22 protein-coding genes are annotated in these 23,817 nt (G+C 57.0%); 17 read left to right on the plus strand and 5 right to left on the minus strand.

From position 1 onward, the window contains the following. Nucleotides 1-96: 96 nt before the first annotated feature. The 10 genes from LG327_RS11080 (at nt 97) to sthA (ending at nt 10,676) form a co-directional block, all read left to right on the plus strand. Nucleotides 97-1,587: a glyceraldehyde-3-phosphate dehydrogenase gene (locus LG327_RS11080; protein ID WP_404361872.1), complete on the plus strand. Its 1,491-nt coding sequence runs from the start codon at nt 97-99 to the stop codon at nt 1,585-1,587. A gap of 363 nt (nt 1,588-1,950) precedes the next feature. Beyond that, a complete protein-coding gene (locus LG327_RS11085) occupies nt 1,951-3,297 on the plus strand; it encodes a Na(+)-translocating NADH-quinone reductase subunit A (RefSeq protein WP_404361873.1) in 1,347 nt (448 codons plus the stop codon). 4 nt (nt 3,298-3,301) lie between these two features. Beyond that, the gene (locus LG327_RS11090; RefSeq protein WP_404361874.1) at nt 3,302-4,507 is read left to right on the plus strand and encodes an NADH:ubiquinone reductase (Na(+)-transporting) subunit B; all 1,206 of its coding nucleotides are present in this window, start codon (nt 3,302-3,304) and stop codon (nt 4,505-4,507) included. Next, the gene (locus LG327_RS11095) at nt 4,500-5,303 is read left to right on the plus strand and encodes a Na(+)-translocating NADH-quinone reductase subunit C (protein WP_404361875.1); all 804 of its coding nucleotides are present in this window, start codon (nt 4,500-4,502) and stop codon (nt 5,301-5,303) included. Before LG327_RS11090 ends, LG327_RS11095 begins: the two co-directional genes overlap by 8 nt. 2 nt (nt 5,304-5,305) lie before the next feature. Beyond that, the gene (locus LG327_RS11100; RefSeq protein WP_404361876.1) at nt 5,306-5,971 is read left to right on the plus strand and encodes an NADH:ubiquinone reductase (Na(+)-transporting) subunit D; all 666 of its coding nucleotides are present in this window, start codon (nt 5,306-5,308) and stop codon (nt 5,969-5,971) included. After that, nucleotides 5,971-6,579, plus strand: a complete 609-nt coding sequence (gene nqrE / locus LG327_RS11105) for an NADH:ubiquinone reductase (Na(+)-transporting) subunit E (protein ID WP_404361877.1) — start codon at nt 5,971-5,973, stop codon at nt 6,577-6,579. Before LG327_RS11100 ends, nqrE begins: the two co-directional genes overlap by 1 nt. A gap of 37 nt (nt 6,580-6,616) precedes the next feature. Beyond that, nucleotides 6,617-7,843 (plus strand): NADH:ubiquinone reductase (Na(+)-transporting) subunit F, encoded by a 1,227-nt coding sequence (gene nqrF / locus LG327_RS11110; RefSeq protein ID WP_404361878.1) that lies wholly within the window; start codon nt 6,617-6,619, stop codon nt 7,841-7,843. Between the two features lie 9 nt (nt 7,844-7,852). Next, nucleotides 7,853-8,887: an FAD:protein FMN transferase gene (locus LG327_RS11115; protein WP_404361879.1), complete on the plus strand. Its 1,035-nt coding sequence runs from the start codon at nt 7,853-7,855 to the stop codon at nt 8,885-8,887. A gap of 42 nt (nt 8,888-8,929) precedes the next feature. After that, a complete protein-coding gene (gene nqrM, locus LG327_RS11120) occupies nt 8,930-9,169 on the plus strand; it encodes a (Na+)-NQR maturation NqrM (protein WP_404361880.1) in 240 nt (79 codons plus the stop codon). Between the two features lie 115 nt (nt 9,170-9,284). Next, entirely contained in the window at nt 9,285-10,676 is a 1,392-nt protein-coding gene (sthA, locus tag LG327_RS11125; protein WP_404361881.1) for a Si-specific NAD(P)(+) transhydrogenase, read from the plus strand. Nucleotides 10,677-10,708: 32 nt separating this feature from the next. Here sthA and LG327_RS11130 read toward each other — a convergent pair whose 3' ends face one another. From LG327_RS11130 to dusA, 5 genes are all read right to left on the minus strand, one after another. Then, on the minus strand, nt 10,709-11,509 hold the full coding sequence (locus LG327_RS11130; protein WP_404369360.1) for a glycerophosphodiester phosphodiesterase: 801 nt from the start codon (nt 11,507-11,509) through the stop codon (nt 10,709-10,711). A 2-nt stretch (nt 11,510-11,511) separates the two neighbouring features. Beyond that, nucleotides 11,512-12,633, minus strand: coding sequence for a 3-deoxy-7-phosphoheptulonate synthase (locus LG327_RS11135; protein WP_404361882.1), 1,122 nt, complete (start codon nt 12,631-12,633; stop codon nt 11,512-11,514). Between the two features lie 13 nt (nt 12,634-12,646). Further along, nucleotides 12,647-13,108 (minus strand): TerB family tellurite resistance protein, encoded by a 462-nt coding sequence (locus LG327_RS11140; RefSeq protein WP_404361883.1) that lies wholly within the window; start codon nt 13,106-13,108, stop codon nt 12,647-12,649. Between the two features lie 22 nt (nt 13,109-13,130). After that, nucleotides 13,131-14,096, minus strand: coding sequence for a transaldolase (tal, locus tag LG327_RS11145; RefSeq protein ID WP_404361884.1), 966 nt, complete (start codon nt 14,094-14,096; stop codon nt 13,131-13,133). A 158-nt stretch (nt 14,097-14,254) separates the two neighbouring features. Further along, complete coding sequence (gene dusA / locus LG327_RS11150) at nt 14,255-15,214, minus strand: tRNA dihydrouridine(20/20a) synthase DusA (protein ID WP_404369363.1); 960 nt, start codon at nt 15,212-15,214, stop codon at nt 14,255-14,257. Between the two features lie 707 nt (nt 15,215-15,921). Between dusA and LG327_RS11155 the strand changes: the two genes are divergently transcribed. The 7 genes from LG327_RS11155 (at nt 15,922) to LG327_RS11185 (ending at nt 23,783) form a co-directional block, all read left to right on the plus strand. Then, entirely contained in the window at nt 15,922-16,905 is a 984-nt protein-coding gene (locus LG327_RS11155; RefSeq protein ID WP_404361885.1) for a hypothetical protein, read from the plus strand. A gap of 38 nt (nt 16,906-16,943) precedes the next feature. Then, the gene (locus LG327_RS11160; protein ID WP_404361886.1) at nt 16,944-17,270 is read left to right on the plus strand and encodes a hypothetical protein; all 327 of its coding nucleotides are present in this window, start codon (nt 16,944-16,946) and stop codon (nt 17,268-17,270) included. Between the two features lie 290 nt (nt 17,271-17,560). Next, nucleotides 17,561-17,884 carry a LexA family protein gene (locus LG327_RS11165; protein WP_404361887.1) on the plus strand — a complete coding sequence of 108 codons (324 nt, stop codon included), beginning with the start codon at nt 17,561-17,563 and terminating at the stop codon, nt 17,882-17,884. Then, nucleotides 17,881-18,627, plus strand: coding sequence for a CLCA_X family protein (locus LG327_RS11170; protein ID WP_404361888.1), 747 nt, complete (start codon nt 17,881-17,883; stop codon nt 18,625-18,627). Before LG327_RS11165 ends, LG327_RS11170 begins: the two co-directional genes overlap by 4 nt. Before the next feature lie 451 nt (nt 18,628-19,078). Then, nucleotides 19,079-21,202: a 4-alpha-glucanotransferase gene (gene malQ / locus LG327_RS11175; RefSeq protein WP_404361889.1), complete on the plus strand. Its 2,124-nt coding sequence runs from the start codon at nt 19,079-19,081 to the stop codon at nt 21,200-21,202. Nucleotides 21,203-21,340: 138 nt separating this feature from the next. Beyond that, entirely contained in the window at nt 21,341-21,643 is a 303-nt protein-coding gene (locus LG327_RS11180) for a DUF2934 domain-containing protein (protein WP_404361890.1), read from the plus strand. Nucleotides 21,644-21,761: 118 nt separating this feature from the next. Beyond that, a complete protein-coding gene (locus LG327_RS11185; RefSeq protein ID WP_404361891.1) occupies nt 21,762-23,783 on the plus strand; it encodes an alpha-1,4-glucan--maltose-1-phosphate maltosyltransferase in 2,022 nt (673 codons plus the stop codon). The last annotated feature ends 34 nt before the right edge of the window (nt 23,784-23,817 follow it).

Below are 23,817 nucleotides of genomic sequence, written 5' to 3' on the forward strand. Positions count from 1 at the left end.
AGCGAGATAATGCGCAGCCAATTTTCCGATAGCCTGTTGGCTCTGATAGAGTTCGTCTATTCAACAGGTTTCCTGTGCTAACTGCGAGGTTTACGCGTGAGTCACGAACAGATGAATGAGCACCTGTCCGACTGGACGGAACGGGAGTCTACCGCAGAGGCCATGATCCCGCTGATCGGTCGCCTTTACCGGAAAAACAATGTGGTGACCTCCATTTATGGCCGGGCCATCATCAACCAGTCGGTCATCGGTATCCTTCGTGCCCACCGTTATGTGCGTCAGGTTGAGAACAGCGAGCTGTCCGTCCACGACACTTACCCCTTCCTTGAGGCGATGGATCGGCTGGAACTGGGCTGTGCCCATATTGATATCGGCAAGCTCGCCGTCAAATACCGGGCCGAGAATGCATCCGAGCCGGTTGAGGAGTTTCTGCGCCGGGAAATCGGTGAAGTGATTGGTCAGTTCAGCGCCGAGTCTGCGCAAAACGCTGAAAATGACACCAAGGATATCGTGCTTTACGGCTTTGGCCGAATCGGACGCCTGCTGGCGCGGATCCTGATTGAGAAAGCCGGTGGCGGCAACAACCTGCGATTGCGGGCGATTGTTGTCCGCAAGGGCGGCGCTGAAAACGATCTTGAGAAGCGGGCGAGCCTGCTGCGGCGGGATTCTGTCCATGGCTCCTTCAACGGAACCATCTCGATCGACACCCAGGACTCCGCCATCATCGCCAATGGCAACTACATCAAGGTGATCTACTCGGACGGGCCGGATACCCTGGATTACACCTCTTATGGCATCAACAATGCCATCGTGATCGACAATACCGGTATCTGGCGTGATGAAGAAGGCCTGGGTCGCCACCTGAAGTCAAAAGGTGTTAGCCGGGTCATGCTGACCGCCCCGGGCAAGGGCAACATCAAGAACATTGTTTACGGCATCAACCACGGCTGGATTACTGACGACGACCGCATCCTGTCTGCCGCTTCCTGTACCACGAACGCCATCACGCCGGTTCTGAAGGCGATTCATGATGAGTACGGGATTGTGGATGGGCATGTTGAAACCGTCCACTCCTACACCAACGACCAGAATCTCATTGATAACTACCACAAGGGTAGCCGTCGTGGACGCAGTGCACCCCTGAACATGGTAATTACCGAAACGGGTGCCGCGACAGCTGTAGCCAAGGCCCTGCCCGAACTCAAGGGCAAGCTCACTGGCAATGCCATCCGCGTTCCGACTCCGAATGTCTCCATGGCGATTCTGAACCTGAACCTGAACAGTGAAGTGTCCGTGGATGCGGTTAACGAATACCTGCGGGAGATGGCGCTGCATTCCGAGCTTCAGAAGCAGATTGATTTCGTCAATTCGCCAGAGGTTGTTTCAACGGACTTTGTTGGCTCCCGCCACGCAGGCATTGTCGACGCCCAGGCGACCATCACCGCTGGTAATCGCCTCATCCTCTACGTCTGGTACGACAATGAAGCCGGGTACAGTGCTCAGGTTATTCGCGTGGTCAGCCAGATGGCCGGCGTGAGTTATCCGATATTCCCCAGCCGGGAGCGCCCGGACCAGCTTCTCGACTGACAGGCTGGCTGGTCGCTGAACTGGTGACCCGTTGGAAATAAACCCGGATGGATCCCATGCCATCCGGGTTTTTCTGTTTCGTGCATTCCGCCTCCGTACTTGAAGATCCTTACGTTTAGGCACAAAGTCGAGCTGGTTCTGGTGGAAATGCAGGGCTCCAGCCTCTATAATTGCGGCGATTTCAGGTACGTTCGAATCCCGTATCTTCGCTTCTTTATGTGAGCGCAGACAGCGCAGTTCCTCACGGTTCGTCAGGGTTATCTCCATAGCCTCAAAAGCGGCCGAAGCCATAGAGACAAGCGACGCCTTCAGGATCCGGCGTTACAAATCCATCGAAAAGTTTCTGATGATTGGATGAGGCTAATGATCAAGATCAAAAAAGGCCTGGATCTTCCCATCAGTGGCGCTCCTGAACAGACCATCACCGAAGGCAAACCCGTTCGCCACGTGGCATTGATCGGCTTTGACTATAACGGCATGAAGCCGACGATGGCTGTTAAAGAGGGGGACCGCGTCAAGCGCGGGTCGCTGCTGTTTACGGACAAGAAGACCGAGGGCGTTCGTTATACTTCACCTGCCGCAGGTGTCGTAAAGGAGATCAATCGTGGCGAGAGGCGCGTTTTCCAGTCGATTGTGATTGAAATCGACGGTGACGAGGCCGAGACATTCGCCCGTTACAGCGAATCCGACCTGGCTGGGCTTGAGCGTCAGCAGGTAGTCGACAACCTTCTTGAGTCAGGTTTGTGGACAGCACTCCGTACCCGGCCTTACAGCAAGGTCCCGGAAATCGATTCGGCGCCACACTCCATCTTCGTGTCTGTCATGGACACCAACCCACTGGCTGCTGATCCAACCGTTATCATCAATGAGAACCGGGCTGCGTTTGAGCAGGGGCTGCAGATTCTGTCCAGGCTGACTGCCGGCAAGGTATTCGTGACGGGCAAACCCGGGTCTGATGTGCCGGTTCCCAAAACGGACGGTATCGAGGTCCAGCAGTTCGATGGTGTGCATCCGGCGGGCAATGTGGGAACCCACATCCATTATCTGGACCCGGTTGTCGGCGACAAGGTGGTCTGGAGCATCGGCTACCAGGACGTGATTGATATTGGCGGACTGTTTGTTACTGGCGAACTGCCTGTGGCCCGAATTGTTGCCATTGGCGGCCCCAGGGCCGTGAAACCCCGTCTCGTTCGCACCCGGGTCGGTGCCAGTCTGCCTGAGCTGCTTGAAGGCGAAGTGGCAACCGATTGCGAAGTGCGCATGATCTCCGGTTCCGTTTTCGGTGGCCGGCGCGGGGCGGGTCCCTGCGCCTATCTCGGCCGCTTTGCCAACCAGGTCTCGGTGCTGGAAGAGGGCTACAAACGTGAGTTCCTGGGCTGGCTGTCTCCGGGTCCCAGGCGCTATTCGAAGCTGAATATCTATGTTTCAAAGCTCATGAAGGGCCGTCTCTTCGATATGACCACCAGCACCAACGGCAGTGAGAGGGCCATGGTCCCGGTGGGTGCCTATGAAGACGTCATGCCCCTGGATATTCTGCCAACCCAGCTGTTGCGGTCACTGATTGTCGGGGACACCGAAACGGCACAGAAGCTCGGCGCACTGGAACTGGACGAAGAAGATCTGGCGCTGTGCACCTTCGTGTGCCCGGGTAAATATGAATACGGTCCGATTCTCAGAGACAATCTGACCCGTATCGAAATCGAGGGCTAATCAGATGGCTATTCGACAGTTTCTCGATGGAATCGAGCATCATTTCGAAAAAGGCGGCAAATACGAGCGGTGGTACGCGCTGTATGAGGCCGTGGACACTATTTTCTATACTCCGGGAAAAGTCACTTCCACCACCAGCCATGTCCGCGACGGAATAGACCTGAAGCGAATCATGATCACGGTGTGGGCGGTGACCTTTCCTGCCATGTTCTTCGGAATGTGGAACATCGGTTTTCAGGCCAACAGCTATCTGGCTGCAACCCCTGAGGCCCTGATGGGGGACGGGGGCCTGCGCACGGCATTCATCTCTTTACTGGCGGGAAATGACCCGGGCAGTATCTGGGACAACTTCGTGCACGGGCTTGCCTATTTTGTGCCCATTTACTTTGTGACCTTCGTTGTTGGGGGGTTCTGGGAGGTCCTTTTTGCGACTGTCCGCCGTCACGAGGTGAACGAAGGGTTCTTCGTAACCTCGGTGCTCTTCGCACTGATCTGTCCGCCGGATCTTCCGCTCTGGCAGGCAGCTCTGGGCATCACCTTTGGTGTGGTAATTGGAAAGGAAGTCTTTGGCGGTACCGGAAAAAACTTCCTCAACCCCGCACTCACAGGACGCGCGTTCCTTTACTTTGCCTACCCGGCACAGATCTCCGGCGATACCGTCTGGACTGCAGTAGATGGCTTCAGCGGCGCGACTTCCCTGAGCTGGGCGGCGTCCGGTGGTGTTGAGGCACTGGAGGCACAGATCGGCTGGATGTCCGCCTTCATGGGTACAATCCAGGGCTCTATCGGAGAAACCTCCACCCTGGCGATTCTGATAGGTGGTCTGATCATTCTGGTGATGAAAATCGCCTCTTACCGCATTGTTGGCGGAACCCTGATCGGGATGATTGCCACGGCCTGGATGTTCAATGCAGTCGGCTCTGAAACCAACCCCATGTTCAGCGTTCCGCCTCACTGGCACCTGGTCATTGGCGGTTTTGCCTTTGCCATGATGTTCATGGCCACCGACCCTGTGTCCGCCGCCATGACCAACACAGGCAAGTGGTGTTTCGGCATCCTGATTGGCGTGATGACCGTGCTGATCCGGGTAGTCAATCCTGCCTTCCCGGAAGGCGTGATGCTGGCCATCCTGTTCGCTAACCTATTCGCTCCTCTGATGGACCATTACGTGGTCCAGGCGAACATCAAACGGAGGCTTGCCCGTGGCTAAGAAAAAAGAAACAGTCGCCAGAACGCTTGGCGTTGCCCTGGCGCTTTGTGTGGTGTTTTCAGTAGTGGTGTCGACGGCGGCTGTCATGCTGCGCCCGGCCCAGATCACCAACCAGACCCTGGATATCAAAAGCAATATCCTGGCTGCTGCCGGCATGCGTGAACCTGGTATGAGCGCTGAAATGATTGAAGAGCGCTTTCAGCAGTTTGAGGTCCGCCTTGTGAACCTGAATACCGGCGAGTACGTTGATCCGGAAATGGTTGGTGTCTCGGACATCATGAAGTACGACCAGTACCGGGCTGCTGCCAATCCCGAAATCTCTATCGCACTGTCGGCGCAGGACGACCCGGCGGGCATCAAGCGCAGGCCGGATATCGCAAAGGTCTACGTTATCGAGGAAGAAGGGGAGATCAAACGGGTCGTTCTGCCTATTCATGGCTATGGTCTCTGGTCCACACTTTACGGCTTCATGTCACTGGAAGGTGACATGAATACCATCGAGGGTATCGGCTTTTACGATCATGCCGAGACTCCGGGTCTGGGGGGTGAGGTGGATAATCCCCGCTGGAAGTCTCAGTGGGAGGGCAAGAAGCTCTATGATGAAGACCCGACCGAGCCCCGGATTCAGGTGGTCAAGGGTGGTGTAAGCGCCGACACGCCGAACCGGGAGCACAAGGTCGATGCCCTTTCCGGCGCGACACTGACGAGCCGGGGTGTTGAAAACCTGGTGAACTACTGGATGGGTGAGCAAGGCTTCGCGACTTACCTGAAAAAACTTCGTCAAGGGGAGGTCTGAACATGGCAGATACTTCAGCCAAGCAGGTTCTCTTTGAACCTGTGTTTAACAACAATCCGATTGCCCTGCAGATTCTGGGCATCTGTTCAGCGCTGGCGGTAACCACCAGCATGAGCGTCACCCTCGTCATGTGCGCATCGGTAATCGCTGTTACCGGCTTTTCCAACCTGGCGGTGTCACTCGTCCGGACACAGATCCCGAACAGTATCCGGATCATTGTCCAGATGACCATCATTGCCTCTCTGGTTATCGTCGTTGATCAGCTACTGAAGGCCTATGCCTATGAAATAAGCAAGCAGCTGTCGGTATTCGTCGGTCTTATCATCACAAACTGCATTGTCATGGGGCGCGCCGAAGGCTTTGCCATGAACAACGGCCCATGGCTCAGCTTCCTTGATGGCGTCGGTAATGGTCTTGGTTACTCGGTACTGCTTCTGATCGTCGCATTCTTCCGGGAACTCCTTGGGTCCGGATCCCTGATGGGCTTCACTCTCATGCCGCTGGTCAATGATGGTGGCTGGTACAACCCCAATGGCATGCTGCTGTTGCCGCCGAGTGCATTCTTCATCATTGGTCTGCTGATATGGGGCCTGCGCGCCTGGAAACCTGAGCAGGTCGAAGCGCCGGACTTCAAGATGTCCCGCCATAAAGTGAAGGAGGCCTTCTGATGGAGCACTACATTAACCTGATCATCAAGGCCGTTTTCGTCGAGAACATGGCACTGGCATTTTTCCTGGGCATGTGTACCTTTCTGGCGATTTCCAAGAAGGTTGAAGCTGCTTTCGGTCTCGGAATTGCGGTTATTGTGGTTCTGACCCTCACCGTGCCGGTCAACAACCTGATCTACAATGAGCTGCTACGGGACGGCGCCCTTGCATGGGCGGGCCTGCCCAACGTTGATCTGAGCTTCCTCGGCCTGCTGACCTACATCGGGGTTATTGCAGCCATGGTCCAGATAATGGAAATGGTGCTGGACAAGTATGTGCCAGCTCTCTATGCCGCTCTGGGTGTGTTCCTGCCGCTGATTACGGTGAACTGCGCCATTCTGGGTGCCTCTCTGTTTATGGTTGAGCGTGACTATACATTTGGCGAGAGCGTGGTGTACGGCTTTGGTGCCGGTCTTGGCTGGGCGCTGGCGATTCTCGCACTTGCCGGCATTCGGGAAAAACTCAAATACAGTGACGTTCCAGAGGGCCTTCGTGGCCTTGGGATCACCTTCATCACCGTTGGGCTGATGTCACTCGGGTTCATGTCCTTCTCCGGCATTTCCCTGTAACCGAACTTTTGACCTGGTTTAACGAAAAGGCGAGACCATGAATATTGAAATCATTCTTGGCGTGGTCATGTTCACCGTTATCGTGCTGGCGCTTGTGGCGATTATCCTTGCGGCACGCTCGAGGCTGGTCAGCACCGGTGACGTGACCATCGAAATCAATGACGACCCGGAGCATACGCTGACCACTGAGGCTGGCGGCAAACTGCTGGGGACACTGGCCAGTAATGGCATTTTCCTGTCGTCTGCATGTGGCGGTGGCGGAACCTGCGCCCAGTGCAAATGCCGGGTGCTGGAAGGTGGCGGTGCCATGATACCCACCGAAAAGACCCATTTCACCAACCGGGAAGAAAAGGAAGGCTGGCGCCTGTCCTGTCAGGTGCCGGTGAAGCAGGACATGAAGGTAGAGGTGCCGGAGGAATTCTTCGGCGTGAAGAAGTGGGAGTGCACCGTTGAGTCCAACCACAATGTCGCCACCTTCATCAAGGAACTGATCCTGAAGTTGCCAGAAGGCGAAGAGGTGGATTTCCGGGCCGGTGGCTATGTCCAGCTTGAATGTCCTCCCTACGAAATCGATTTCAAGGATTTCGATATCGAAGAAGAGTTCCATGAAGACTGGGACAAGCACGATATCTGGCGTTACAAGGCGATCAACAAGGAAGAGGTGATTCGTGCCTATTCCATGGCTAATTATCCGGAAGAAAAAGGTGTTCTGAAGTTCAATATCCGAATTGCCACACCGCCTCCGGGAACTGACCATCCTCCCGGCCTGATGTCGAGCTACGTGTTCAATCTGAAGCCCGGTGACAAAATTACCGTTTTTGGTCCCTTCGGCGAATTCTTCGCCAAGAAGACCGAAGCAGAAATGGTCTTTATTGGTGGTGGTGCCGGCATGGCTCCCATGCGGTCCCACATCTTTGACCAGCTGAAGCGGCTGAAGTCGAAGCGCAAGATCAGCTTCTGGTACGGTGCCCGAAGTGTCCGGGAGATGTTCTACGTGGAAGACTTCGATGGTCTGGCTGAAGAGAACGACAATTTTGAATGGCACGTGGCCCTGTCTGATCCCCAGCCCAACGATAACTGGGAAGGGCCGACTGGTTTCATTCACAACGTGCTGTATGACCGCTACCTGAAAGACCATCCGGCCCCTGAGGACTGCGAGTTCTATATGTGCGGCCCTCCCATCATGAACGCATCTGTAATCAAGATGCTGAAGGACATGGGTGTCGAGGATGAAAACATTATGCTGGATGATTTCGGGGGCTAATCCTTACTCATGATCACCAGCAGGATCCGGCCCGCCCTGGCCGTGGTGGCATTTGCCATCGCGGTCCTGGCGGGCTATTCATTTGAGCCGGAAGAAAAAGTCTGGGAGATCAGCGGGCCGGTGTTCGGTACCCGGTACAACATCAACCTGGTGCTTGCGGAAGATCGCGCACGGCTTGACGAACTGGCGGCCGGTATAGGCGGGGTTCTGAAAGACGTGGACATGGCCATGTCGACCTGGAGAGAGGACTCAGAACTGTCCCGCTTCAACCGGACAGAAGACCAGAGTCAGTGGTTTGAGATTTCCCGGCCGCTTTACGAAGTTCTCTCTGCTGCCCGAGAGATATCAGAACTCTCCGGCGGCGCTTTTGATGTCACCGTGGGGCCCGTTGTGAACCTCTGGGGCTTCGGTCCCGAGGCTCGCCCTGAACAGGTTCCGGGTGATAACGCGCTGGCTGCCGTGCTGGAGAATGTGGGATATGAGACACTGGAGCTAAGGGACGACCCTCCGGCGGTGCGTGCGGAATCCCGTCAGTACGTGGATCTGTCGGCCATTGCCAAGGGTTACGGCGTAGACGCGGTAGCCGAATACCTCCAGAAAGAGGGGGTGAATGCATTTCTTGTAGAAATAGGCGGTGAGGTCTGGGCCACCGGCCGGAAGCCTGGCAACCAGCCCTGGCGGCTGGCCATTGAAGAGCCAGTAGCCGAGCAGCGCCAGGTTAACCGCATAGTGGTTCTGGCAGACATGGGGATGGCGACTTCGGGAGACTATCGGAACTATTACGAATCCCGTGGGCAGCGGTTTTCCCATACCATTGACCCATTGTCTGGCAAGCCAATTTCACATAACCTGGCATCGGTTTCGGTTATTGCAGAAAACTGCATGATGGCAGACGGCCTGGCAACAGCTTTCAACGTCATGGGCTACGAAAAGGCCATGGCGCTGGCAACCAGGGAGAATATGGCAGCGTATTTTATTGTGCGTGGCGAACTCGGCTTCGAGAGCCGGCACACGCCGGCATTTTCTTCCTATATTGTTGATTGACCAATATTGTTGATTGACGGCGATTTTGACTGAGGAGTGACTATGGGTACCTTTCTGCTGGTTCTGGTAATTGTTGGTATTCTGCTTTTTGCCATGTCCATTGGGGTTATCCTGGGTCGCAAGCCGATCAGCGGCACCTGCGGTGGAATCGGGGCTCTCGGCATGGGGCAGGCCTGTGACATCTGTGGCGGCAACAGTAAAAAATGCGAAGAAGAAAATGATCGTGTTGCCGGAAAAGGCAGTACTGACATGGCATACGATGCCATGGAGAGAAAACAGTAATCCAGCAGACCGGCCGAGAAGGCCGGTTTTGCGTCCTGCCTGCTGCACCGGTTCCCCCGGCTGCTGCGCTGACGCATTCAATCTGAAACGACGTAGATAAGGAGTCACTGCGCACATGGCAGAACATCATTACGACGTCGTCGTTATCGGTGCTGGTCCTTCTGGTGAAGGGGCAGCCATGAGCGCGACGAAAAGCGGAAAGCGGGTCGCAATCATTGAAGATAAACAGACGGTCGGCGGAAACTGCACTCACTGGGGTACCATCCCGTCAAAGGCTCTCCGCCACTCGGTCAAGCAGATCATCACGTTCAATACCAGCTCGATGTTTCGGGACATCGGAGAGCCACGCTGGTTTTCCTTCCCACGGGTTCTTCAGCACGCGCAGAAAGTCATTGGCAAACAGGTAAAGCTCAGAACGCAGTTTTATGCCCGGAACCGGGTTGATCTGATGACGGGGGAGGCATCGTTCCTTGACGCCAACCGGATCATGGTTCGCAGTAACTGGGGAGAAGAGATTCTCCATGCAAAAAACGTGGTTATTGCCACCGGCTCCAGGCCCTACCTGCCGCCTGATGTAAATTTCCGGCACCGGCGTATTTACAACAGTGACTCGATTCTGAACCTGTCCCATACCCCGCGGACGCTGATTATCTACGGTGCGGGCGTTATCGGCAGCGAATACGCATCCATTTTTGCCGGGCTGGGGGTCAAGGTTGATCTGATTAACCCGGGTCCCCGTCTCCTGACCTTCCTGGATGACGAGATATCCGATGCGCTGAGCTATCACCTGCGGAACAATGGCGTTCTGGTGCGGCACAACGAGGAATACGACTCGGTCGACGGAGACGAGCAGGGCGTGGTGCTCTCGCTCAAGTCCGGCAAAAAGATCCGGGCGGATGCTTTTCTGTGGTGTAACGGTCGCGCGGGAAACACTGACCGCCTGGACCTTGAGAATGTTGGTCTTGAGCCCAACAGCCGTGGCCAGTTGGCAGTAGATAAGCATTACCGGACCCAGATTCCCCACATCTATGCGGCCGGCGATGTCATTGGCTGGCCCAGCCTTGCAAGCGCGGCTTATGACCAGGGTCGTTCTGCATCCTCGGACATAGTTAATGATGAATTTTTTCGCTACGTATCAGACGTCCCAACCGGTATCTACACTATTCCGGAAATCAGCTCTGTAGGAAAAACGGAGAGGGAACTGACGGAAGCCCACGTGCCCTACGAAATCGGGCAGGCCTTTTTCAAGGACCTGGCGCGGGCGCAGATTACTGGTGAGGCCGTAGGCATGCTGAAGATCCTGTTTCACCGGGAAAGCCGGCAGATTCTGGGTATCCACTGCTTCGGGGACCAGGCGGCGGAAATCGTTCACATCGGTCAGGCCATCATGAATCAGGAAGGTGAGGCTAATTCGCTGAATTACTTCATCAACACCACGTTCAACTACCCCACCATGGCTGAAGCCTATCGCGTGGCTGCATTGAACGGCCTGAACCGGATATTCTGAGGGCTGGGCCATCCCGGCGACCCGGGGTGGCGTTAACTGCTTCTGGCTGCCATTCCGTTTTTCTGGTCATCCTGCCCGGCCTGTTCTGGCAACCGGAGAGGGGGCACGGCGTGGCGGTTTTCGAAGTAGATCCAGGTACTTGTTGGATAATCCGTGATGATGCTGTCAACTCCCATTCTTTCCAGCTGAACCATGTCGTGAATCCGGTTAACCGTCCAGGTGGAAACATGAAGATCCCTGTGATGGGCGGCCTCCACCAGGGCGCTGGAGCAGAGGCGCCAGTTCAGGCACAGGAAATCACAGTTTAACCTCACAGCCTGCTTGACCGGATTCGGAAATCGACGCTCAGCTACCAGCCCGATTTTGATGGTGCGGTCCCGCCGTTTTGTTTCCTGAAGAAAAAAGGCATCCGAAGAGGTGATGACCACGCGGTCCTTCAGGTTCTTGCGCTGGATCATCTCGGTCAATCGATTACAGAGTATATTCAGGCGCTGACGTTTGTCGGCCTTGACCTCGAGTTGCAGGTGCTCGATGTCCGGGCAGGCTTCCAGCAGGGAAGTCAGTGAAGGTATGCCGGTCTGGTGGGGCCAGGCGACCGTGTTCGTGCGGGCATCCATCCCGGAGAGCTCACCCACGGTGTGCTCCGCCACCTTGCCCGGTTTGCCTGTGGTGCGCTCCAGGGTCAGATCGTGGATGATGACCGGAATGCCATCTTTCGACAGGACAAGGTCCAGCTCAAAGCGCCTTATGCCGTGGCGGTAGGCGTGACGGAATCCCGCCAGCGTGTTCTCCGGTGCTTCTCCCTTGGCGCCTCTGTGTCCATAAACGATCATGCTCACTCGGCTCCTTCCAGCCGTCTGTAGAGTTGCTGCCGTTTTTTCCAGGTTTCATGACACAGCTGAATATCGGCCAGAAAGGCCGGGAGCTCGTCCATCTGCAGGGCCTGTGGGCCATCAACCAGGGCTTTTTCCGGCCTCGGATGGAAGTCGGCCAGAACCATGTTGGCGCCTGCGATTACGCCCTGCGCGGTGGCATGCGTCACTTCCAGAAGGCCATCGGGCGCACGGTCCCGGGTGCCTACCGAGTGGGAGGGATCCACACATACCGGCATCCGCGTCAGCCTCTTGACGGTGGGAACATGGGCAAAGTCCACCATGTTGCGGTGAGGTTGTCCTGCCTCGGTTTTCATGCCCCGCAGGCAGAAAATGACCTTGGCGTTGCCTTCCGTAGCAAGGTATTCAGCAGCATTCAGGGATTCGTTCAGCGTAATGCCGAAACCACGCTTGAACAGAACAGGGTAGGTCTGCTGGCGGCCAATCGCCTTGAGAAGTTCAAAGTTCTGGGTGTTTCTGGTGCCTACCTGCAGCATGACGCCGGTGGGCCGGCCAAGTTTTTCCAGGCAGTTGTCGATTTCCTCGATGTGGCTTTCGTGGGTGATCTCCATGGCAATCACCCTGATGCCGTACTTGCCTGCGGTTTCAAATACCCAGGGCAGGCAGCCCTTGCCGTGGCCCTGGAACGAATAGGGGTTGGTCCGGGGCTTGTAGGCTCCCATGCGGGTGCATTCCTGCCCGTGTTCGCTGAGGGAGCGCATCATCATGTCGACATGCTCCTGGTTGTCCACAGCGCACAGGCCAGCGAATATGTTGAGGTTGCTCTGGTCAAACGTCACGCCATTGTAGGTAAAACCATTCTGGCGCAGGTCGTCAAGGTGGCGGCCCAGTATCCGGTACTCTTGCGAGATCCGGATTGCCCGCTCCACCGCCGGAAGGGCAGCAATCTCATCCTTGTCCAGGGATTTGGTCTCCCCCAGCAGATAGACCTCGGTGAGCTTCTGGGTGGCCCCCTGGACTTCGTGCAGCCGCAGGGTAACCCCTGGCAGATTCTCCAGAAAATGCATGGTCTCCCGGTAGGCCTGACTGTCCCGGGAAATGTTCGGATGAAGAATCGCTAGCATATTGCATACTCCTTCAGGATTGCATGCTCTTCTCGGCTTTGTGACGGCACTGCATGTATTCCCGGTGGTTCAGGTGCAGCAGGTCAGCCATGCGGCGGATGAGGTGTTCCTCGTACTTGTCTATGCGGCCATCGGCAAAGGCCACCCGCCAGATGCTCTCCAGGATCCGCTGTTTGCCCTCCTGGTCCAGCTGTTCGTTGAGCCTGTCGGTAAATTCATAGATCGAAACCGCATCATCAGCATGGGCCCGGGCGTCGTCCAGAATCGCGCGGGCCTCTTCCTCCGTGATTTCGTGCGCTTCCACGGCGCAGTCGACAATGGCCTGCAGTTCCCGTTCATCTTCTTCGCTGTCAACCCGGGACAGCTGAACCATCAATGCCGTTGCGGTAACGGCTAACTGATGACGGCTCGGCTGCTGTCGTGCCTCGCGGTCGGGCCCGCTCCCGGAGAACAGCTGTTTGAGAATATCAATCATAAAAGTACCGGTTGGCTGTGTCTCAGGCTGCTGCGGAGAGCCTGCGTAACTGATTTTCAAGTTCCACCTGGTCACTGGCAAACTTTCTTATGCCCTCGGCCAGTTTTTCAGTGGCCATGGCGTCCTCGTTGGAGTCCCACCGGAAGCGGTTTTCTGTCATGGGTCGGACAGGATCATCGCTGCATGCCTTCTCCGGGGAGAGGCGGCGGGGCAGGTGCCCTGTGTCTTCCTGGAGTGACTCAAGAAGCGCCGGGCTGATTGTAAGCCGGTCGCAGCCGGCCAGTTGTTCAATTTCCCCGGTATTCCGGAAGCTGGCACCCATGATCACCGTGCCGTAACCATTGGCCTTGAAATAGTTGTAGATACGGCTGACAGACAGTACACCTGGATCTTCATGGGGCTCAAAGCTGTCCCTGTCACTGTGGGCTATGTGCCAGTCAAGAATCCGCCCCACAAAAGGCGATATCAGGAACGCGCCGGCATCCGCGCTGGCGGCGGCCTGAACAAATGAAAACAGCAGCGTCAGATTGCAGCGTATGCCTTCTTTTTCAAGTTGCTCTGCAGCGCGGATTCCCTCCCAGGTGGAAGCAATCTTAATGAGCACGCGGGAGGGATCAACGCCACGTTGGTCGTACAGATCAATCAGGCGCCTGGCCCGGCTGAGCGTTGCGCCGGTATCAAAAGAAAGCCGGGCATCCACTTCGGTGGAAACAACCCCTGGAATCAGCTTGAGTATCTTCTCGCCCGCCATCACCGCCAGCAGATCCGTGGCATAGCCAAGCTGCTCACTTTCGGACCCGCCGTAACTCAGGGATGCAGCTATAGCTGCATCCAGCATGGGCCGGTAGGCGTCAGAAGCCGCTGCCTTGAGCAGCAGGGAGGGGTTGGTCGTGGCGTCTTCCGGACGCCATCTGGCAATCGCCTCGAGGTCACCTGTGTCGGCAACCACTGTCGTCATGGCTTTCAGCTGGTCCAGTTTCGTTGTCATTCTGAGTCGTCATCCTGATCGATATTATTGTAGGTGCGGGCCCGGCGGGCCTCAGCACGGGTGGGTTCCCCTACAATAACCGCGGGATTTGACAGGAACAAGGCGAAGGTGCCCCAAACCCGGCTTGCACCATTAACAGTCAGACAGGTCGCCAGGTCTCAGGCGAAAAGCGATTCTCCGGACAATTCCGGCACAAGGGTCATGGCGTCCTCAATCACTTCAAGTCCTGCGCCGGGGCGGTGGGCATTCTCACTGATGTGCCGCCGGAACTGCCGCCCGCCCTTGCAGCTGTGAAACAGCCCCAGAAGGTGGCGCGACATGTGGCCCAGATAGACTCCTCTGGCCAGTTCGGATTCGATGAAGGGATACATGGCACGCAAGGCGTCATGACGGCTGACTGCGGGCCCGGCCTGACCAAAGAATTCGGCGTCCACGCCGGCAAGCAGCCATGGGTTGTGATAGGCCTCACGGCCCAGCATCACGCCATCCGTGTGGCGCAGATGCTCGTGGCACTCCTCGAAGGTCTTGATGCCGCCGTTGATAATGATCTCAAGGTGAGGGTAGCGGGCCTTGAGCTGGTAAACCCAGTCATATTTCAGGGGCGGAACATCCCGGTTCTCTTTCGGGCTCAGGCCTTCTAGAACGGCAATTCGGGCGTGCACGACAAAGGTCCGGCAGCCGGCTTCGGACACCTTCTCTACGAACTCGCAAAGCTCATCCCAGGAGTCCCGGCCATTGATCCCGATCCGGTGCTTGACAGTAACCGGCAGATCCGTGGCTTCGATCATGGCTTTTACGCCCTCGGCCACGAGATCCGGGTGTCCCATGAGACAGGCGCCAATCATGTTGTTCTGGACCCTGTCGCTGGGGCAGCCCACGTTAAGGTTCACCTCACTGTAGCCGGCGGACTCCGCGAGGGCGGCGCAGTGCGCCAGCTCCTTCGGGTCACTGCCGCCCAGTTGCAGGGCAAGAGGGTATTCCTGCGGCTGGTGACGCAGAAAACGCTGGGTGTCGCCGTGAATCAGGGCGCCGGTTGTCACCATCTCCGTGTACAGAAGGGCGTGGCGGCTGAGGCATCGGGCCATGTGCCGGTAATGGGTGGTGGTCCAGTCCATCATTGGCGCGACGCAGAAGCGGCGGGAGGGTTCGAGGCCAGGCACACCACTGCCTTCAGTCGATATGTCGTCAGTTTTCGGAATCTCAAAGCTGTTCATATATTGCTCAAATAGACCAGTTCTTCATAAAAAAAATTCTGCAAAAAGGCCGCGCAGTACCACGGAACAGCCATGCCTGCCGGCAATTGGGTGCCGATAATGCAAACCCTGACCCTGATAAGGTCGACAGTTTATCAGGAAAGGAGAGCCTTTGGCCGTAGGGTATTGGCGAAAGACTGGGCGAACCTGGTTGGTAGGCCTTGCAGAAGATGAACCGTGCGGGGGAAAAAGGGGTCAAGGTTGATGCCTGGCCCAGCCCAGGGGGCTCCAAGAGCAGCGCTTACCTGATTTATCAGTTCCCGAATCCGCATTTTTGACCTGCCTGCTGGGACAGTGGTAGGGCAGATTTTTCCAAATCATATTGCCCCGTTACGGCGAAATTTTTGTCCCGATTTAGCGAGAATTCTGCGGTTTTCGTCAGCGAACACGGTATCGCACAGCCTGTAACTCGGACACCCTGTTGATCGACGAGTCAAGCAAATGCGGAGGAGCTGATTGAACTGATAGCTGGCCACGAGCAAGGTTGCGTGGAACATATAAAAGCGCTTTAATGCGCGCGCTCCGGCCCAGGACGGGCTCGACTTCTATCAAACCTCACGGAGGAGGACACCATGACTGACTTTCTGCTCAGCACGCGACCCCAACACATCGCAAGCCTGCCCGCCGAATGCCTTTCAGATTTTGACCCGAGCGTTGCGCCGTCTCATGGAATGTTTTTACCAGGGCGAGTGCTTCCGCTTGGCGAAATTACGACCCCGGGCAGTCAGATCCGTGCCATCCTGGACTCGACCCCTCCAGCGAACATGCGAAGGCTGGCGGAACTTTCGATGTCATTGGACTCGGAGCAGCTTCTCGCCCTGGCGGAGATCCGTGAGAAGCTTGGTGAGTATTCTCTTTCCGGTACCGGGGCAGCTACGGCCGTCTATGCGGGCCGAATGGGAGCTTTCGGGGAGGCTGTGCAAAAATATCAGAAGGCGCTGCTCCATTACCGGAGTCTGGTCCAGGCAAAGGCACCGTCGTCAATGCGGCGAGAGGCGGAGCGTGCTGTCCGATCCGCCTCTGAGCGAATGCAGGCGGGCTTTCGAAATGAACTTTCGGCCGTCACCAGCCGAATTCGGGCCCGCCGCGGTGTTCCGCTTAATGATGCGCAGAGAGGGCTGAATATCGCCAAAAGCAGCCGCTCTGCCTCAAAGCTTCAGGTTATGTCTCAGATTGAGGCACACAGCCTCGTCAGATTCTCCCGCTACGCAACGCACCTGGGAAATGGGCTGGCTGTGATTGATTTTGGCAGCAGAGCAGGGCGAATCCATACCAGCTATGTTGGCGGTGGAAACTGGGAGAGAGAAATGTTTATTGAAACAAGCAGCTTTGCCCTCTCGACTATAGCTGGCACGATCACAGCCAAAGCTGGCCTTCTGGCAATGGGTTTAGTTGTGGCTGCGACACCCATTGGCTGGGTGGGTCTTATTGCAACTGGTGTGGGGATTGCGGGAGCGGCGGCTGGTGCATCGATTTCTGTTAACAATTTGGTCAAGGAAGACGCTGGCACCATTTATGATGAGCTGATGAAAAAGTTGAATTCGCTATGGAGTTAAGAGCGAGCCTGATTGCCCTTGCGATCGGAATGGCTGTTATGGCCTGGATACTTTTTTTGATCTTTGCAAAGGTTACTGTCAGAAAACTGGAAAGAAACCCGGAAACTAAAGAGGCCCTGGGATTGGAATTCGTCAGTGGCTGGCGGATATTCAACATTGCAGAGGCATTGGTACTGCCAAAGTCTTTGCTACACCGCGTTCGCGGTGGCCCTCTTGGCGGGCTCTTTGCCGATGCTGAATTGTTGCGGGAACATGTTAATCAGTTCGATAGATTTTTGGCTCACTTGTTTGTCTGGCCCTTCGCGCTGGCGGGTGTCGGAATTTTAGTGATCGTCGCTCTGGATGCTTTTCACGTTTTCGATTAAACGATGAATGTCCTGATAGGTTGGGGAAACACCACTATTAAATTACGCCACGGGATTTTCCAGCGGCAACTGAGGCTGCGCAAAAGCCGAGTAGGTCAGAGCTCCCGAAATCTGACGACTCCTGTCCAATCGCCCCTGCCAGCACTGTCCCCGGTCCAATACTGCCACTTCCCCCAAGCCATAGTCAGGGCCAGCGCGCTGTCGCCCTGCTGAAATTATCCTTTCCACTTGATTCCCTGATCATACTCCACCAATATACTGTTCAAATATACAGTATATTGGTGACCGGTATGTCCTGCAGCCTGCTGGGTGATTACAACACTTTTTCCAAACACCTCCAGGCGCCGCTCTTTCTCGAGTCCATTGCGGCGGACACTTTCTCGGGCGATGTACTGATCGTGGACCGCGCCCTGAAAGCCCGCCACGGCGACATTGTCGTGGCCAGCCTCGACAGTGAGATGACCGGCAGGCAGCTTCATGCAACCCCACCGCCGATCCGGCTGCTGCCCCGAAACCCGGCGTTTCAGCCCATCATCGTGGAAGGTCAGAGTGTGCTGGAAATTTTTGGCGTGGTGACCAATGTGGTCCGATCGCTGAACCGGGGAGGGGGATGATGAGCCAGGCTGTGAGTTTTGTTGCTGTGCGCAGACAGTTCGAATTTCGCAGCATTGAGATCGGGCGCTGGGTCTCGGAGCCCGAACGGGACAGAGCCGCGATCCGTTTCTCCAAAGCTTTGAACGATCTGATGGCGGTGCTGCGGGGCACGGAGGCGCTGATTTCCCTGCGCCAGACCCTGGGGCTGCAATTTGGAATTGGCGGTCGGCCCGGAGTTGCGGCTCACTATATGCCCGCCACTCGGCAACTGGCTCTGGCGAAAAATGCGGGTGCCGGGAGCCTGGCCCACGAATGGTTTCACGCCTTCGACCATTACATGGGGGCCCGGGCTTTCATGCAGACAGCCCCTTTCCAGTTTGCCTCAAGCGCCTGGCTGGATGGCAAAGCCATGAAATCCCATTCCCTGAATGCCAGGCTGGCGGAGTGCCTGAAGATCATCCTGCTCAGCGAGGATGGGACGGCACCCAGCGAACTGTTCCGGAACTCCACCCGCGCTGACAGGGGGCTTGGCACGCTCTATTACGCCCGGCCGGAGGAGCTCTGTGCCCGTGCTTTCGAGGCCTTCGTGGAGGATGCCCTGCCAGACAGTCATTTCCTCGTACGGGGCACCCGGCATTCACGTGAAGCGGTGGAGGGTCTGTACCCGACCGGTGAGCATCGTCAGGCGATCAGTCGGGCCTTCTCTGATTACTTTGCCTCCCTCGGCGCTGCCCTGCATCGGCAGAAGGCAAGGACGGGATGACCACAGTCTGCGCTCTCATGGACTGCAATGCCCCGCTCGGCTCCCTGGATTCCTGGTGCTTTTCCTGACGTCTTGAGCGAAGGCTCTTAAGCCTGTCGCAGTGAGGCTTCCTGCCAGTCGATATGGATGGTTTATTGCCGGCTGCCTGTTGTTTCTATAGCATCTTCTATTGAGCGACTGAACCTGAGCGCTCAACAACCAACTGTTGGTCTTGCCACGACGAGGCCCTGCAGGGCAGGGTTCAGCAGGAGGCCGCAGGTCTTTGCTCGCAAGGTCTTCACCAGGACAGTTGTTGCCAGTTCGGTTGCGACTCTGAAATCATTTCCCTGTAATTACCGCTTTATCTGTCTTTGCCCCGGAACTGGCACATGTGGCCGCATTTTTCCGAAACCCGACGCCCGGACGCAGGGTGCCTGTGTGGCGCTACGTCCGACCAGGATCAGGAGCGCCCATGAATGAGAGTCTTTTGAGAAAACTGGCCCTGGCTGCGGGCCTGGTCCTTGAGTGGACAGACAGCGAGGGCCAAAGCCAGTACCTGGAGCCTGATACCCAGAAGCTTTTGCTGCCACTTCTTGGGTTTCCGGCCAGCAGCGACCAGGAAATCCACAGCAGTCTGGAAGAGCTTGAGCGGCTTCAACATCCCGCAGACCCGTCCCAGCTCCCTTCGTTGATTACTGCCGACCAGGGATCTGCCATCAGATTGCCCTGTCCTCTGGCTCCGGCTACCAGGTATGTGATTGAGCTGGAGAGTGGCCAGCGCCATGAAGGCGAGGCCGATGAAAGGGGCCGGATTCCGGATCCAGGGGAGGCGGGATATCACCAGCTGAAACTCGGGGATACCCAGCTGACTCTGGCCGTTGCCCCTGCGAGATGCTTTTCTGTCGCAGAAGCCGCTGTAAAAGGCCATGCCGATAATCCGCCTGATCACTCAGCGCGACTATGGGGTCTGGCCGCGCAGCTTTATTCGCTGCGCCGGCCAGGTGACGGTGGAATGGGGGACAGCCTGGCGCTGGAACATCTCTGCCGCAATGCTGCGGAGCAGGGGGCATCGTCGGTGACAGTGAGTCCGACCCACGCCATGTTCAGTTCAGATCCCGGCCACTACAGCCCCTACTCTCCCTCGAGTCGGCTTTTGCGCAATGCTCTTTACTGTGCCCCCGAGGGGGTTTTCGGCGAATCGAGAGTTCGGGCCGCCGTCACCCGTTGCGGCCTGGAGCAGCGTCTGGAAGATCTGGAATCGCTGGAGTTGATTGACTGGTCCGCAGTGGGGCGGGCGAAGCTCACATGGCTGCGGGCCCTGTATGAGGACTTTGCTGAGGGCAGAAGCTGGAACAGGAACGACAGCTCCCTGTTCGAGCAGTTCATGAAATTTCGGGAGCAGGGTGGAGATACTCTGGAGGATCATTGCAGATTCGAGGCGCTGTCAAATTGGCAGGGACCCGGTAGCTGGCGAAACTGGCCAGAGGAATTCCGCGACCCTGGCAGCGCTGCCGTGGAAAAGTTTGCCCAGGACCACGCCGATGAGGTGAGCTTCCATGCGTTCCTGCAATGGCTTGTTGCGGATGGCCTGCAGCGGGCGCAGGACGCTGCCCTGGGTGCCGGCATGGCAGTCGGCCTGGTGGCGGACCTTGCAGTGGGTGCAGATGGTTCCGGCAGTCAGGCCTGGAGCCGGCAGGGGGAAATGCTCACCGGTGTCTCCATTGGCGCGCCGCCCGACTCCTTCAACGTGCATGGTCAGGACTGGGGGCTCTGCTCCTTCTCGCCCCATGGTCTGGTGCGTTCAGGTTTCCGGAGTTTTATCGACATGCTACAGGCAAACTTCGCCCAGGCCGGAGGCCTTCGGATCGATCATATTCTGGGTTTTCTGCGTCTGTGGCTGGTGCCTGAGGGAAAACTGCCAGACCAGGGCGGGTATGTACGTTTTCCACTGGAGGACCTTCTCAGACTCACAGCACTGGAGTCTGTGCGGCATGAAGCAGTCGTTGTGGGAGAGGACCTGGGCACGGTGGCGCCCGGCTTCCGGGAGAAGCTTTCGGATCGCGGCATACTGGGCATGAATGTGCTCTGGTTCGAGCGCAATGCAGTGCAGGACTTCCTGCCGGCTGATCAGTGGTCGCCGGAGGCAATGGCTACGACTTCCACCCATGACCTGCCTACCCTGGCCGGCTGGTGGGCTGGTCGTGATATCGAATGGCGGGGAAAGTTTGGCCTGCTGCCTGAAACCGAGACGGTCGAAACTGAACGGAAAACCCGGGCCAAAGACCGCGTCAGGCTGGCAAGGACGCTGGGCCTGGTGGAGCATCCGGATACTGAGGAAATCGAGGCCTCGGATATGCCCGTCTCACGCATTCTCGCCGGCTGCGCGCGCCACCTTGGCTGTACTCCGTCCCCTCTGGCTATCCTGCCGGTAGAAGACCTGCTGGGGCTTGAAGAACAGGCGAATCTCCCGGGCACCATTACCGAGCATCCCAACTGGCGTCGCCGATGGTCGCCGGATTCGCAGGAAATGCTGAAAGTTGAAGAGGTCCGCCAGCGTCTGCGCGAGCTTGATAACGCTCGCCCCCTGAGACATTGATTCGAAAACCCGTCTAATGGATACTGGTTATATGCGCCGCTGTCTGAGCCTGATCGGAGATGCTTTTTAAAAGCAGGAAATCTGACCGGATTCAGGGCATCTTGAGAATAGAAACTGTCAAGGCAACAGGAGGCGAACATGACAGGCGAGGACGTTCGAATTCAGGAAACGGCGTACCACCTCTGGGAATCGGAAGGTCGACCGAGCGGGCAGGACAAGCGTCACTGGGAGCTTGCACGGCAAATGCTCAGTGCGGACGAGTCACCTGCCAATATCCCCCGGGCAGATGAACTCCCCCCGCAGGAAACACCGGGCCCGATGCCCGACGAAAAGCCAAAGGCCAGGCGCAGAACCCGGAGCGCAGCGGAGCCGGCCGCCAAAGCCCGGACGGCAGCTGCCAAAAAGCCGGCTGCCACCGCCGCGAAAAAAAGCACGAAATAAAATCGTCAGTGCGTTCACGTTAAATACTGAGAAGTTTCCCCTTCTCCGGGCCTGAACCGAGGCCCCGGAGAGCCGGGCGGCAACGGTATGCTGCCAGGGAGGCAAAGGAGACAGGCCGATGAACAGAGAAGCGGGCAGGACGCCGAAGGGCCGCGCAGCAGGCAACGACCGGGAAGGGGCACTGGCTGCAACGAAGGCTCCCCGTATTGCCATTGAGTCGGTTGAACCCCGTCTTGATCACGGACGGTTCGCAGCGAAAGCCATCGTCGGCGACACCTTTTCCGTCACTGCCGTCATTTTTTCTGACGGCCATGATCTGTTGTCCGCTGTGGTTCGCTGGCGCAAAGAAGGCGGAGACTGGCAGACCCAGCCCATGGCCCCCGTTACTCCGCCTGGCAACGACCTGTGGGAGGCGGAAATAACGCCGGAGGAGCTGGGGCGGCATCAATTCATGATCGAAGCATGGTGGGATGTATTCGGTACCTGGCGTGATGAGCTCTACAAGAAGCACCACGCTGGCGTTCCGGTTGGCCTGGAACTTGAGGAAGGCCGTCTTCTGATTACCGAAGCGCTGGAGCGCACCAGAGGGCAAGTCCGCAAAGCGCTGAAGACCCTGCACGAGCAGCTGGAGGCTGGCAGTACCAATAGTGACAAAGTGGCACTAATGCTGGACCCGGATACCCACCGGCTCATGGAAAAAGCGGATCCCCGTCGCCACCTGGTTCGCAGTGCCATTAAATATCCTTTTTATGTCGACCGGGTCGAAGCCAGGTTTGCAAGCTGGTATGAGCTGTTTCCCCGTTCCGAAACCGATGACCCAAACCGTCATGGCACCTTCAGGGATGTCCAGAAACGGTTGCCCATGATCCGGGACATGGGCTTCGATGTGCTCTATTTTCCGCCGATCCACCCCATCGGCCGAACCCATCGCAAGGGCAGGAACAACACGCTGGAGGCAGGCCCGGGCGATGTCGGCAGTTCCTACGCTATTGGCAGCGACGAAGGGGGCCATGACGCCATTCATCCGGAGCTGGGCACGTTTGAGGACTTTCGGGAGCTGGAACGAGCTGCCGCCGCCCATGGTCTGGAGATTGCCCTGGACTTTGCCATCCAGTGTTCCCCGGATCACCCCTGGCTAAAGGATCACCCCGGCTGGTTTTCATGGCGTCCCGATGGGTCGATTCGCTATGCCGAGAATCCACCCAAGAAATATCAGGACATCGTCAACGTAAATTTCTATGCCAAAGATGCCATACCGGACCTCTGGCTGGCATTGCGGGATGTGGTCCAGGGCTGGATCGACCAGGGCGTGCGCATTTTCCGGGTCGATAATCCCCATACCAAGCCCTTTCCCTTCTGGGAGTGGCTGATCGATGACATACGTAGCCGGGATCCGGGAATTATCTTCCTGTCAGAAGCCTTTACGCGGCCCGCAGTCATGCTGCACCTGGGCAAGCTGGGATTTAGCCAGAGCTATACTTACTTCACCTGGCGCAATACAAAAGCCGAGCTGACGGAATACCTGACAACCCTGTCGTGCTCACCCTGGCGCTACGGCTACCGCCCCAATTTCTTTGTTAATACCCCGGATATCAATCCGTATTTTCTTCAGTCCTCCAGCCGCGCGGCATTTCTGATCAGGGCCGCCCTGGCCGCCCTCGGGGCAGGGTCCTGGGGCATGTATTCCGGTTATGAGCTATGCGAAGGCGACCCCGTGCCTGGCAAGGAAGAGTACCTCCATTCGGAAAAATACGAGATACGTCCAAGGGACTACAGCGCCCCGGGCAACATTATTTACGAGATTGCCCAGCTCAACCGCATCCGCCGGGAGAATCCGGCGTTTCAGACTCATCTGGGGATCAGCTTTCATCTCATCAACAACGACCGGCTGCTGTACTTCTGCAAACGCACGCCGGATAACAGCAATGTGATTTTCGTGGTGATCAGCCTTGACCCCTTTGACGCCCAGGAGGGCAGTTTCGAGTTGCCGCTCTGGGAGTTCGGGCTCGCGGAGGACGCCACCCTGGATGCGGAAGATCTGATGAGCGGCCATAGCTGGACCTGGCACGGGAAATGGCAGTGGACCCATCTTGACCCTTCGGGACTTCCCTTTGGCATCTGGAGGGTAAGCCTGCCCTGAATCATGACTGTCCGCACGAACAGCCCGAATTCTG

The organism is Marinobacter sp., assembly GCF_044799475.1.
In the GTDB taxonomy this organism is placed as follows: Bacteria; Pseudomonadota; Gammaproteobacteria; order Pseudomonadales; family Oleiphilaceae; genus Marinobacter.